The organism is Aeromonas piscicola (assembly GCF_000820005.1).
Classification (GTDB): Bacteria; Pseudomonadota; Gammaproteobacteria; order Enterobacterales; family Aeromonadaceae; genus Aeromonas; species Aeromonas piscicola.
In genome coordinates this window covers 1-12,347 of record NZ_CDBL01000090.1, presented here as the reverse complement: position 1 = coordinate 12,347, position 12,347 = coordinate 1, and the positions used below count along the sequence as shown (strand labels likewise).

Genomic DNA, 12,347 nt, shown 5'->3' with positions numbered 1-12,347 from the left:
CAGGCACCGTGAAATTGTTCAGGGGCGGAAGCGCACCAGCCGGGCTGCTTGCGCGAAACGATCGGTATGGCCGTCGATCACCCCGTGTATAAAGTCGACGTAGTAGACCAGTTCCGGCATCTCCTCAATGGAGCTGGAGGTCCAGTATGGGGCTGAATTTTCCCCGTTATCATGGATATCGGAGAAGAAGCTAGGGTCTGTCATCGGCGCCCGGCAATCTTCGTCGAGCAGGGTGAAAAGCTCCTCTATGGTGGGGAGTCGCCACCCCTTGCCCAGCCGGGTGGTCTCATCTTTGGCCTCAAGCAGGGTGAGCAACGCCGGAGTGCCTACGCACCCCTTCCCCTCCTGCCACTGGCTGCCGAGGCTGCACGCCTGCCATTCGAGGTGGTTTAGCCGATCGTAGATGACTTCCCCCTGCCGCGTCAGGCGGTCGGAGAGGTCACAGGCAGCCAGCGCCATGCTGGCCGGAAGCCAGAGCAGCAATAGAAATAATTTCATGTTTGTCTCGTTTACGAAGGATGGTCAGCCCGTCGCTGGTGGGCTGACCGTGGTTATCGGGGCTTATCTGGCGGGGAGCGAGATCATTGCTTTTTGAGTTGTGCAGGCAGGGCGGCAAACACCTCTTCCTTCGCCTTGATCGAGGCGAATTGCTTGCCGGGCTTTTGCACGACTGTGTGGACGAAGATGAGCTGCTTGCCCGGCTTGCTGGCCCAGCCGACAAACCAGCCGATCTGCTGATCCCGGTTGAGGCTGCCATCCAGCAGCTTGGGGTAGCCCATGCCGGTCTTGCCGTGGATCTGCCAGCCGTCGATGTCGGGCTGACGCAGGATATTGGCCGTGTGCTGCAGGGTCTGGGCGGAGACCGGCAGCTTGCCGCTCACCAGCTTGCCGAGGAAGCGGGCCTGCTCCTGCGGGCTGATGGCTAGGCTCGAACTGAGCCAGGCCTGGGTCAGACCGTCGTGCTTGCCGGGGTTGCCAGAGAGATCCCGGTTGCCGTAGTCGAAGCGATCGACGTACTGCTGGAAGCGCTCCATCCCCAGCCACTCGGTGAGGCGCTGGGAGTACCAGACCACAGAGTAGGTGAGCCAGCGGCTCGGGGTGGTGGTCTCGCGCCAGGCGGGCAGCCAGTCATCGTCGCCGGGTTTGAATGGCAGGGCCGGCAGCTTTTCATCCACCAGGAAGCCGCTGTCATAGCCCATCAGTGCCAACGGGATCTTGAAGGTGGAGGCGGGAGGCAGCTGGCTTGAGCAATCCCCCTGGCTGCTGATGGGCTTGCCGCTGCCATCGGCAAACAGCATACAGCCGGAGGCGGCGCTGGCCGGCAGCGAGAATAGCAGGCCAGCGGCGAGCAGGCCGGGTAACAGAATGCGGGACATGGGGTCTCCTTGGACAAATGGGGCTAGGGGCCGGGAGGCGGCAGCATAACGCCGCTTTATGTGGCCAGTGTGAAGTGTCAGCCGGTGGGCAGCCAGAGCTCGGCCAGCACACCGCCATCGGGCTGATTGCCGAGGCTCAGGTGGCCGCCGTGCTGGCGGGCTACCTCGGTGGCAAAGCTGAGCCCGAGGCCGCTGCTCTTGCCCTTGTCGGGCCTGGGCAGGGAGTAGAAACGCTCGAAGATGCGTGGCAGGGCATAGTCCGGAATGCCGGGCCCCTGATCTCGCACTCGGAAACAGTAACCGTCGGCGCTCATCTCGCCGGTCAATCTGACCGTGCTGCCGGCGGGTGAGAAGTCGAGGGCGTTATCCAGCAGGTTGCCGAGGGCCTGCTCCACCAGCAGCGAGTCCCACTTCTGTTTCTGGGCCTCGCCGAGTTCGGCGACCAGCGTCACCTGGAGGCGCTGGGCTATGATCTGGCGGGCATCGAGCGCCCGTCTGCCCAGCCTGGCGGGTTCGGTGGCCTGTCTGTCCAGCCCCTGCCCCGACTCCAGTTTGGCCAGTTGCAGCATGCGTTCTATCAGCTGCTGCATGCGGGCCGTCTCCAGATTGATGTTGCCGATGAAGCGCCGCGCCACCTCGGGTGGCGGCGCTTCCGCCAGCAGCTCCCCTGCCCCGCGAATGGCGGCCAGCGGGCTCTTGAGCTCGTGGGTCAGGCTGTGCACATAGGCTTCGATATAGGCCTTGCCATCCAGCTGGCGGCGCATGGTCTCCAGAGATCGGCCGAGCCGATCCAGCTCGGGGCTGTAGAGGCGCGGCAGGCTGGCCGGCTGGTTGTGGCTGACCGCATCGGCGTAGTGCACCAGCTTGCCGATGGCGCGGTTGAGCCACCACACCAGCAGGGCACCGATCAACAGCGAGATGAACAGCAGCAGGGCCGCCCCCTGCAACAGCTGGTGTTCGCTGCGCTCTATCATGGGCAGCAAAGTGCGGTTGGGTTTGGCGACCGTGAGGGAGCCCAGGATATAGCCCCCTTCTCGCAGCGGCGCGGCCACGTGCATCACGGAACTGGCGGGATCGTCGGGGTCGCTGCGAGTGCTGCGGGCCCCGTATTCGCCGCGCAGGGTGCGATAGACGTCGTTCCAGCGCGAGTAGTCCTTGCCCAGATCCACCCCGTCCGAGTCGTAGACCACTTTGCCCCAGCGGTCGACCACATAGATGCGGTACTCCGCCTGCTGCTTGAGGTGGCCGTCGATCAGGGCGTTGATAGGACTCTGGTTGAGGCGGGCGAAGGCGCTGGCCAGCCTGCCATCCGCCATCTTTCCTTCCTGCAGATCGTCCAGTGCCAGCGGCGCCAGCATCTGGGCCATGTCCACCAGGGTATCTTCGGTGGCGCTGCGCACCCCGGGTTTTATCTCCTCGACGAAGATCTCCAGCACGAACCAGGCGGCCAGTGCGAAGATCAGCACCAGCCCGCACAGCAGTTGCAGTCCAATTCTCATGTCGGCTCCTGGCCGCTGCACGGCAGCAGCATGTTCATGCCAGCTCCAGGCTGTAGCCCAGCCCGCGATGGGTCAGGATCAGGTTGGCGTCCGGGTCGCGCTCCCGCAGCTTGGCGCGGATGGTCTTGATGTGGGTGTCGACGGTGCGATCTAGGCTCTCCTCCGCCCCGCTCCATACCAGATCCATCAGCTGCTGGCGGGAGTAGACCCGGCCCGGCGCCTGCATCAGGGTTTTGAGCAGCAGGTATTCGTAACGGGTGAGCGCCAGCGGCTGGCCATAGAAGCTGATGCGGGCCCGTTCCTCATCCAGTGCCAGCAGTTGGCTCGGTGGGGGGGGCGTCGGCTGGCTGCGGCGCAGGATGACCCGTACCCTGGCGCACACCTCCCGGGGAGAGAAGGGCTTGGCCACATAGTCATCGGCACCAATTTCCAGCCCGATCAGCCTGTCAATCTCCTCGCTGCGCGCGGTGAGAAACATCAGGGGGGTGTCGCAGCGGGCCCGTACCTGCTTGCACAACTCGAAGCCGCTGATGTCCGGCAGTCCCACATCCAGGATCAGAAAATCCGGTCGCGTCTGTTCCAGTCGCGCCAGCAGCGGCTGACCGAGGGGGAACCACTCCACCTCGAAGCCATCGGTTTGCAGCGCATAGATCAGGGTGTCGGCGATGCTGGCCTCATCTTCCACCAGCCAGATGACTCGTTTTTGCATGGCGTCCTCGTCGTAAATCCGTTGTCCCATTCTGGCATCGAACCAAATCGGATCCTATTTGCTGTTTTATTTTTCCAAAAAAGGCGCTAAAATTTCGATATTCTTTCGAATCGAAACTTAAAGATGACCAAACGTAATACTCAGCAGCGCCGTCACACCATAGTGAGCCTGGTGCAGGAGCAGGGTGAAGTGAGCGTTGATACCCTGGCCAAGCACTTCTCCACCTCTGAAGTGACCATCCGCAAAGATCTGGCCGTGTTGGAAACCGGTGGCCTGCTGTTGCGTCGTTACGGTGGTGCCGTGCCCCTGCCCAGCGAAATGGTGGTGGACAGCAATCCCGAGCAAGTTTCGAAACGAAAGCTGGCCATAGCCCGTGCCGCCGCCGAACGGATCCGCGATCACAATCGCGTCATCATCGACAGCGGCAGCACCACCAGCGCCATGATCCCCATGCTGGGCAACAAGCGCGGTCTCATCGTCATGACCAACTCCCTCAACGTGGCCGGCGCCCTGCGCGAGCTGGAGAACGAACCCACCCTGCTGATGACCGGCGGCACCTGGGATCCCCACTCCGAATCCTTTCAGGGTCAGGTGGCGGAGCAGGTGCTGCGCTCCTATGACTTCGACCAGCTGTTCATCGGCGCCGACGGCATAGACCCGGAGCGGGGCACCACCACCTTCAACGAGCTGGTGGGCCTGTCACGGGTGATGGCCGAGGTGTCGCGGGAGGTCATCGTCATGGTCGAGTCGGAGAAGATAGGCCGCAAGATCCCCAACCTCGAGCTGCCCTGGGCGAACATCCAGACCCTGGTGACCGATGAAGGTCTGGCCACCTCGGCCAGAGAACAGATTCAAGCCAGGGGGATCACGCTGATCTGCGCCCCCGTGGCCGGCTGATATCGCCAATCAAATATCCCGTTATCCAAACCAATTTCTGAATTCAATCGAGGAGAAGTGTATGTGTGGCATCGTCGGGGCCGTCGCCCAACGTGATGTGGCTGAAATCCTGGTAGAAGGCCTGCGCCGTCTGGAATACCGTGGCTATGACTCGGCCGGTGTGGCCGTGTTTAGCGCCAACCAGCCGCTGCAGCGGGTTCGCCGTCTGGGCAAGGTGGCCGAGCTGGCCAAGGCGCTGGAGGAGCAGTCCGTCCACGGTGGAACCGGTATCGCCCATACCCGCTGGGCTACCCACGGCGAGCCGTCCGAGCGCAATGCCCACCCCCACGTCTCCGAGCACATTGTGGTGGTGCACAACGGCATCATAGAGAACCATGAAGAGCTGCGGGCCGAGCTGCAAGGGCTGGGCTATGTGTTCAGCTCCGACACCGACACCGAGGTGATCGCCCATCTGGTGCACCACGAGCTGAAGTCCGCCCCCAGCCTGCTGGCGGCCATGCAGGTGGCGGTGAAGCAGCTGCGCGGTGCCTACGGCACAGTCGTGATGGACAGCCGTGACGACAGCCGCGTGGTGGTGGCCCGTTCCGGCTCCCCGCTGGTGATCGGCCGCGGCATAGGCGAGAACTTCATCGCCTCCGACCAGATGGCGCTGCTGCCGGTGACCCGCCGCTTCATCTTCCTGGAAGAGGGAGACGTGGCCGAGGTGACCCGTCGCGACGTGCACATCTTCGATACCCATGGAGAGGCTGTGGTGCGCGAAGAGCTGGAGTCCGAGCTCTCCCACGATGCCGGTGACAAGGGCGAGTACCGCCACTACATGCTCAAGGAGATCTACGAGCAGCCCAAGGCCATCACCAACACCCTGGAAGGGCGTCTGGGCAGCGATCATGTGGTGGTCGAGTCGTTCGGCAACGGTGCCCGTGCCATCTTCGACAAGGTCGAGCACGTCCAGATCGTCGCCTGCGGCACCTCCTACAACTCGGGCATGGTGGCTCGCTACTGGTTCGAAGAGATAGCCGGCGTCTCCTGCGACGTGGAGATCGCCTCCGAGTTCCGCTATCGCAAGTCGGTCGTGCGCCCCAACAGCCTGCTGGTGACCCTGTCCCAGAGTGGCGAGACCGCCGATACCCTGGCCGCCCTGCGTCTGGCCAAACAGTCCGGCTACATGAGTTCGCTGGCCATCTGCAACGTGCCGGGTTCCTCCCTGGTACGTGAATCGGATCTGGCCTTCATGACCCGAGCTGGTGCCGAGATTGGCGTGGCCTCCACCAAGGCATTCACCACCCAGCTGGCCGGCCTGCTGATGCTGGTGGCCTCCGTTGGTCACTGCCGTGGCAACCTGAGCGCCGCCGCCGAGGCCGAGCTGGTCAAGGCGCTGCAAGCCCTGCCGCTGCGCATCAAGGAGAGCCTGGCGCTGGCCAAGGACATAGAAGCTCTGGCCGAAGAGTTCGCCGACAAGCACCACAGCCTTTTCCTCGGCCGTGGCAGCCAGTACCCCATCGCCATGGAGGGGGCGCTCAAGCTCAAAGAGATCTCCTACATCCACGCCGAGGCCTATGCCGCCGGTGAGCTGAAGCACGGCCCGCTGGCGCTGATCGATGCCGAGATGCCCATCATAGTGGTGGCGCCGAACAACGATCTGCTGGAGAAGCTGAAGTCCAACGTGGAAGAGGTGCGTGCTCGTGGTGGTATCCTCTACGTGTTCGCCGATGCGGATGCCGGCTTCAAGAGCGACGAGACCATGCGGGTGATGAGCCTGAACCATGTGGAAGAGATGATAGCCCCCATAGTCTACACAGTGCCGTTGCAGCTGCTCTCCTACCACGTTGCCCTCATCAAGGGCACGGACGTGGATCAGCCGCGCAACCTGGCGAAATCCGTGACCGTGGAATAAGCCGTTGTCAGAAATGAAAAAAGAGCCGCATTGCGGCTCTTTTTGTTTGGTTATCTGGCAGGGTGGCCGCTATGACAGCCGCAGATTGGTGATGGTCACGTCGTCCAGCGAAGGCACTATGATGCCGCTGGAGATGCTCTTGGCGATCGCCTGGTTGCGGTTCTTCGAGTCGGTCTTGTTGGTGACCTGGTTGAGGTGGAAGTTGACGGTCCGCTCGCTGATGCCGAGTATGGTGGCTATCTCCCAGGAGGTCTTGCCCTCGCTGGCCCAGAACAGGCACTCCTTCTCCCGGTCCGACAGCTCAGTGAGGTACTTCATCAGATCCGGTCTGCTCTTTATCAGCTGCAGCGCCGAGTTGAAGATGTAGCTGGCGCAGAACGACAGCAGGGGAACGTTTTCAAACATCAGATCGGAGTTGGATTTCTCCTTGCTGATGAAGGAGAGGATGCCGTGCTCCCCCTGCGGGGTGTGCAGCGGGAAGGAAACACCGTTCCTCACCCCGAAATCGGCGGCCAGATTCATCACCTCCCGGCTGGCGCTGGGCAGCCAGGGAGAGTCGCAGTCGAGCTTGTTCCAGAAGATGGGCTGGGTCTGCTTCAGGCCCAGGAAGACCACAGGATCCTGGGTCAGGTAGTGCCGCTCCGTGTAGGCATCGAACCAGCTGGTGGGGCAGTTGTTGAACAACGCCACGTGGGATTTCTGCATGCTGATGGGGAAAATAATCAGCAGACGGAAGTAATCAAAGCCCATCTGATGACTGAAGCGCTCCAGTTGCTGCTGGATATCACTGGTCTTCTTGGCCTTGGTGAACCGATCGATGTGTTCCCAGATCGCATCGTTAAACATGTACATCTCCTTTTTCGACCTCTATCACATTGATCGAAAAGATATTTTTTATTTATTAATTTGGTGTTGTGACTACCAACGCCAGTGACTCCCGTGCTTGCTTAAAAATTATCCTGTTTTTTCGGCCGAAGGCCAAGAAAATCATCTGATTGCCACTGACCCCACTCTTTGAGACAATGAGAATAGTTATCATTGTTAAGATTTATATCATGAACAAGTTTTGGGGTTTGGCCTTGTTGCCATTGTCAGTCCACTTTGCTGCCATCGGGGATGAGCTGGTTGCTCCCGCCCTCAAGAACAGCATAGCTGCCGGGAAAGCCTCCCAGCAGCGGGTGGAAAAAGCCGCCGATGCCGCCGTAGCCGCACGACTGGAGCTGCAAAATGCCCAGCTGCAACTGCGCGACCTCGAAGCCTACAACCGCTACATGCAGTCTCTGGTGGCCGATCAGCAAAATGAGCTGGGCAAGCTGAACCAGCAGCTGGAGGCGGTGCAAGAGACCCGGCAGGGCTTGATCCCGCTGATGTTGCAGATGCAGGCGGACCTGGAACTGCTGGTGCAAAACGACATCCCGCTGCGTAAGGAAGATCGTTTGGCGCGGGTTGAACAGTTGAAAGCAACGCTGGCCCGCGCCGATGTGAGCGAGGCGGAGAAATTCCGTCAGCTGCTGCAGGCCTATCAGATAGAAGCCGAATATGGCAGCCGGCTGGATAGCTACTCCGCCGAGCTGGAGCTGGATGGTGCCGCGCGTCGGGTCGACGTGTTGGCGCTGGGCCGTGTCTCCCTGCTGGCGATGACTGCTGATCGCTCCCAGGCGTGGCGCTGGTCTGCCGAGAACAAACAATGGCAAGCCCTCGACAGTCAGTGGCTCTCTCCCATCTCTGAGGCGCTGGATGTGGCTGCCGACAAGAAGGTTCCCCAGTTGCTCAATGTCCCCCTCTCTGTCAGCCGTAGTCAGGAGGCCCAATCATGAGCGCAGCCATGAAGTGGTTCCCCCTTGTTATTGCCCTCTCTTTCAGTGCCAATGCCGCGTTTGCCAACGATGAGTGGCAGCAGCAGGAGCAGGCCCGTGAACAGCAGGCCCAGCAGGACTTGGCAGCTGTTGCCAAGGAGCTTGGCACTGCCCGCGCCAAGCTGGCGGCAGCCCAGAACCTCAGCAAGCAGCTGGGCAGCCAGTTCGCCAGCAATGAAAAGCAGCTGGTCGAGCTCAACGCCCAGTGGGAGCAAGCCTCCGGCGACATGAACGAGATCTTCGCGGTCACCCGTCAGGGCGCCAGCGATGCGGTCAAGCTGCTGAGCGAATCCGCAGTCGAGGGCCAGTACCTGGAGCGTCTAGCCCCGTTGAAAGCCATGGCGCAGGAGAAGCAGGTACCGGATCGCGCCGCCCTCGCCCTGCTGCCCGCCACTCTGCTGCAAGAGATCCGCGAATCTGGCCGGATTGCCCAGTTCAACGGCAAGGTGCTCGATGCCCAGGGCGCAGCCAGCGAGCAGTCGCTGACCCGGGTTGGCAGCTTTGCCCTGCTGGGGAGCGAAGGATTCTTGCAACCGACCGCCGAAGGCTTGAGTCCGGTACTGGGGCTGCCAAGTGGTGTGCTCTCCGAGGTCGCGGCCTATCAGGGTCAGGAAGGGGAAGCGCTACCGCTGGATCCTTCTCATGGCACTCTGCTGGCGATGCTGGCACAGGCGCCTACTTTCTGGCAGCAAGTTCAACAGGGTGGCCAGGTGGGCGCCATCATAGTGTTGCTGGCCGCCATCGGTCTGGGGATCGCCGCAGTGCGGTTGTGGAGCCTCTCCCGCGAGCTGACTCTGGTGCGTCGCCAGCTCAAGAGCGGCGAATATCACGCCGACAATGCCCTCGGTCGGGTACTGACAGTCGCGGAGCAGCATCCCGAGCTGAGCATGGAAACCCTCGAGCTGAGGCTGGATGAGGCCATCCTGCAGGAGACGCCCCGCATGGAGCGCGGCCTCGGCATGGTCAAGGTGATCGCGGCCATCGCCCCCATGCTGGGTCTGCTCGGTACTGTGACCGGCATGATCGGCACCTTCCAGGCCATCACCCAGTTCGGTACCGGCGATCCCAAGATCATGGCGGGCGGCATCTCGATGGCGCTGGTCACCACGGTACAGGGTCTGGTAGCGGCCATTCCGCTCATCCTGGCCCACAGCCTGCTGCAATCGCGTTTCACCGAGCTCTCCAATGTGCTGGAGCAGCAGGTGGCCGGCATTCTGGCCGAGCGCGCCGAGAGCAATAACAGCGGGATGGAGCGGGCAGCATGATGCTCGACATCTGGCAACAGCTGCAGAGCTTCATGGGCCGTGGCGGCCCGGTGCTCTGGGTCATTCTGGCCCTGCTGGTGCTGATGTGGATTTTGATGATCGAGCGGCTGCTCTACCTCAATCTGGGTTTCGGCCCCTTGCAGCAACAGCTGCTCGGCCGCTGGCAGGCGCGCAGCGAGCGCCATAGCTGGCATGCCAGGGCCATTCGCGGTCGCTGGCTGGCCCAGGCCGAGCTTGAGCTCAATCGTCATCTGATCTTCATCCGCACCCTGGTGGTGCTCTGCCCCATGCTGGGGTTGCTGGGCACAGTGACCGGCATGATAGGCGTATTCGATGCGTTGGCCGCGGCCAACCGCTTTAACCCGGAGAGCATGGCGGGCGGGATCTCCCGCGCCACCATACCCACCATGGCAGGTATGGTGGTGGCCCTTTCCGGCGTGTTGTTACTCAGCCGGCTCGAGAGCCAGGCCAAGCGTGCGCTGGCCAAGACCCGGGACGGCCTGCGAGAAGAGAAGGTAATGCAATGAGACGGCAATCCAAACGCCAGCGTGACGAAGTGCAGATCGACATGACCCCCATGCTGGATATCGTGTTCATCATGCTGATCTTCTTTATTGTCACCACCTCCTTCGTGCGCGAAGCCGGGCTCGAGGTACACAGACCCCAGGCCAGTCAGGCCAAGGCGCAGAAATCCTCCAGCATCATGCTGGCGATCGGGGCTCAGGGTCAGATCTTCCTCGACCGCAAACAGATCGATGTGGAGCGGGTACAGGCCAGTATCGCCCGTCTGCTGGCGGAGCAACCCGATGCCAGTCTGGTGATCCAGGCCGACGAGCGGGTGCCCCACGGCAAGGTGGTGCGGGTGATGGATGAGGCCAAGGCGGCGGGTATCGCCAACATTGCCGTGGCGGTGGCGCCGAAATGAAGTTCAAGCTGATGAGCCTGGGGCTGGGGATCGCCCTCAGTCTGGCAATCCTGCTGTTCATGGCCACTCTGGTGGAGCCCCCCAAGGGGGAGAAGGTGGCGAGTGAGCAAAAATCCATCGTCATCAACATGCAGAATGAAGTGACCGAGGTGCAGGTGCGTGAACGCCCTGTGCCGCAAGAGCCCGAACGCCTGCCGGAACCTCCCGCCGCATTGGCGTCGACTCCCATGCCCTTGCCGGCTACAGCGCCGCTGCCTTCGGTGCAACCTAGCCTGGATCTGGTCTCCAGCCTCAGCGCGGTGCAGGTCTACGCCCCTGGTGTGGCGACCAGCACGGCCCCCGTACTGAGCGGTAACTTTCATGGTCAGCAGCAAGGCGCCGGAGTCGGTGCCGGCGATATGTTGATGCCGCTGCAACGGATCGAACCTGTTTACCCCTATCGCGCCCAGCAGGCGGGGATTGAAGGCGCCGTAACCCTGCGCTTCAGCGTCGATGCTGAAGGGCGAGTACAGGATGTGGAAGTGATCGAGGCCAAGCCCAAGCGTCAGTTCGAGCGGGCGGCCATTCAGGCCATCAACAAGTGGCGCTATCAGCCGAGACCAGGCGCCAGCGACAAACTGGTGCAAGTCATCACGCTCAAATTCAAACTGGAGTCATAACTATGTTGCGGATCTGGATCTGCCTGCTGGCCCTGGTCAGCCAAGCCTGTCTTGCGATGGAGGTGAGCCCCCATTTCTCTCGTCAGCTTGAGCCCGTGATGAAGCTCTATCAGTCTGGCCAGTGGCAACAGGCCCAGAGCAAGGCGGCCGGTCTCAAGCCGGGGTCCGATGCCGAGCGTGCCTGGCTGGCCCAGTTGCAGGCGTCCTTGGCAGTCAACCTGCAACAAACTACCCAGGCGAGCCGTTACGTCGAACAGGCGCTGACCTATAAAGAGTGGCCGGAGCAGCAACAACTCCAGCTGCTGCGTCTGCGTGGCGATATCCAGGCCCAGCAATCCAACTGGTCTGGCGCCATCGCCAGCTACAAGACGGCACTGGCACTCAAACCCGACGATGGCTTGCGCCTGCGGTTAGCCGGTCTCTATTACCACAACAAACAGTATGCCGAGGCCGCCAGCCAGAGCGAACAATTGCTCAAGAAGAGCTGGCAAAAGCAGGCTGCCATCATTCGCCTCTCCGCCCTCACCGCCTTGCAGCGCTACGGGGTGGCAGCCGATCAGGCAGCCGAGCTGATCCGCCACGAGCCGAAAGAGATCAAGTGGTGGCAACAGGCGGTATCGCTCAACCTCTCTGCCAAGCGTGGCGATCAGGCGTTAGCTCTGTTGCAGACAGCCATCGATAGAAAATTGATGGACGATGTCGCCGCCCGCAATCAGTTGATCCGCCTTTATGCCTGGCAGGGGCTGCCTTATCGTGGTGCTCGTTTGCTGGAAGCGGCCATGGTGAAGGGACAAATGAAGCAAAGTGCCGAGAACCAGCAACTGCTGGCCCAGCTATGGGAAGGAGCCCGGGAATGGCCGAAGGCGGTCGATAGCTGGCAACTGCTGGCCAACCAGCATGGTCAGCCCAAAGCGGCCATGCGTGCAGCCGAACTGCTGCTGCAACAGGGCAAGACGGATGCCGCCATGACTCAGTTGGCTGCCATCAAGTCGACCAAGGGTGAACAGGGCAACAGAGCCAAGGCGCTGCTGGTACAGGCCCACCTTAATAAGGAGCAGTATGCCCAGGCGTTGGAGCTGGCCCGTGAACTGCAACAGCAGGGTAACTGGCAACAGCGGGCAACCAGCTGGGTCAACTATATCCAGGCCCAAAGTGAAGAATTGAGCAAAAAATCGGCGTAAATGGGGGCTGATGTCTTGGTTTTAGGGGCTTTAGCCTGCTTTTTCAGCAAACAAACGCATTCTTGCAAAAAGCCCTTGTCATCCCG

General features: G+C 61.6%; 13 protein-coding genes. 8 read left to right on the top strand and 5 right to left on the bottom strand.

Annotated elements, in window-relative coordinates:
- Nucleotides 1–18: 18 nt before the first annotated feature.
- The 4 genes from BN1128_RS23445 to blrA all read right to left on the bottom strand — a co-directional run bounded on the left by BN1128_RS23445 (nucleotide 19) and on the right by blrA (nucleotide 3,584).
- Entirely contained in the window at nucleotides 19–498 is a 480-nt protein-coding gene (locus BN1128_RS23445) for an Lcl C-terminal domain-containing protein (protein WP_042873470.1), read from the bottom strand.
- A gap of 83 nt (nucleotides 499–581) precedes the next feature.
- Nucleotides 582–1,376, bottom strand: coding sequence for a class D beta-lactamase (gene blaOXA, locus BN1128_RS23440; RefSeq protein WP_042873468.1), 795 nt, complete (start codon nucleotides 1,374–1,376; stop codon nucleotides 582–584).
- Between the two features lie 77 nt (nucleotides 1,377–1,453).
- On the bottom strand, nucleotides 1,454–2,875 hold the full coding sequence (gene blrB, locus BN1128_RS23435) for a beta-lactam sensor histidine kinase BlrB (protein ID WP_042873466.1): 1,422 nt from the start codon (nucleotides 2,873–2,875) through the stop codon (nucleotides 1,454–1,456).
- 34 nt (nucleotides 2,876–2,909) lie between these two features.
- Entirely contained in the window at nucleotides 2,910–3,584 is a 675-nt protein-coding gene (blrA, locus tag BN1128_RS23430; RefSeq protein ID WP_042873623.1) for a beta-lactam response regulator transcription factor BlrA, read from the bottom strand.
- 123 nt (nucleotides 3,585–3,707) lie between these two features.
- On the opposite strand from blrA, the gene BN1128_RS23425 reads away from it, so the two are divergent.
- Entirely contained in the window at nucleotides 3,708–4,481 is a 774-nt protein-coding gene (locus BN1128_RS23425) for a DeoR/GlpR family DNA-binding transcription regulator (protein ID WP_042873464.1), read from the top strand.
- Between the two features lie 61 nt (nucleotides 4,482–4,542).
- Nucleotides 4,543–6,375, top strand: coding sequence for a glutamine--fructose-6-phosphate transaminase (isomerizing) (glmS, locus tag BN1128_RS23420; RefSeq protein WP_042873462.1), 1,833 nt, complete (start codon nucleotides 4,543–4,545; stop codon nucleotides 6,373–6,375).
- Between the two features lie 69 nt (nucleotides 6,376–6,444).
- On the opposite strand, the gene BN1128_RS23415 is transcribed toward glmS, so the two are convergent.
- Entirely contained in the window at nucleotides 6,445–7,221 is a 777-nt protein-coding gene (locus tag BN1128_RS23415; protein WP_042873460.1) for a helix-turn-helix transcriptional regulator, read from the bottom strand.
- Nucleotides 7,222–7,430: 209 nt separating this feature from the next.
- On the opposite strand from BN1128_RS23415, the gene BN1128_RS23410 reads away from it, so the two are divergent.
- Genes BN1128_RS23410 through BN1128_RS23385 form a run of 6 tightly spaced genes read left to right on the top strand, consistent with a single transcriptional unit; the run spans nucleotide 7,431 to nucleotide 12,261 of the window.
- Nucleotides 7,431–8,192, top strand: a complete 762-nt coding sequence (locus BN1128_RS23410) for a DUF3450 domain-containing protein (RefSeq protein WP_042873459.1) — start codon at nucleotides 7,431–7,433, stop codon at nucleotides 8,190–8,192.
- On the top strand, nucleotides 8,189–9,496 hold the full coding sequence (locus BN1128_RS23405) for a MotA/TolQ/ExbB proton channel family protein (protein ID WP_042873457.1): 1,308 nt from the start codon (nucleotides 8,189–8,191) through the stop codon (nucleotides 9,494–9,496). The genes BN1128_RS23410 and BN1128_RS23405 overlap by 4 nt, the downstream gene beginning before the upstream one ends.
- A complete protein-coding gene (locus BN1128_RS23400) occupies nucleotides 9,493–10,023 on the top strand; it encodes a MotA/TolQ/ExbB proton channel family protein (protein ID WP_005321870.1) in 531 nt (176 codons plus the stop codon). The genes BN1128_RS23405 and BN1128_RS23400 overlap by 4 nt, the downstream gene beginning before the upstream one ends.
- Entirely contained in the window at nucleotides 10,020–10,421 is a 402-nt protein-coding gene (locus tag BN1128_RS23395; protein ID WP_005321875.1) for an ExbD/TolR family protein, read from the top strand. The genes BN1128_RS23400 and BN1128_RS23395 overlap by 4 nt, the downstream gene beginning before the upstream one ends.
- Complete coding sequence (locus tag BN1128_RS23390; RefSeq protein ID WP_042873456.1) at nucleotides 10,418–11,080, top strand: energy transducer TonB; 663 nt, start codon at nucleotides 10,418–10,420, stop codon at nucleotides 11,078–11,080. Before BN1128_RS23395 ends, BN1128_RS23390 begins: the two co-directional genes overlap by 4 nt.
- Nucleotides 11,081–11,082: 2 nt before the next feature.
- Nucleotides 11,083–12,261, top strand: a complete 1,179-nt coding sequence (locus BN1128_RS23385) for a tetratricopeptide repeat protein (protein ID WP_042873455.1) — start codon at nucleotides 11,083–11,085, stop codon at nucleotides 12,259–12,261.
- Nucleotides 12,262–12,347 lie beyond the last annotated feature (86 nt).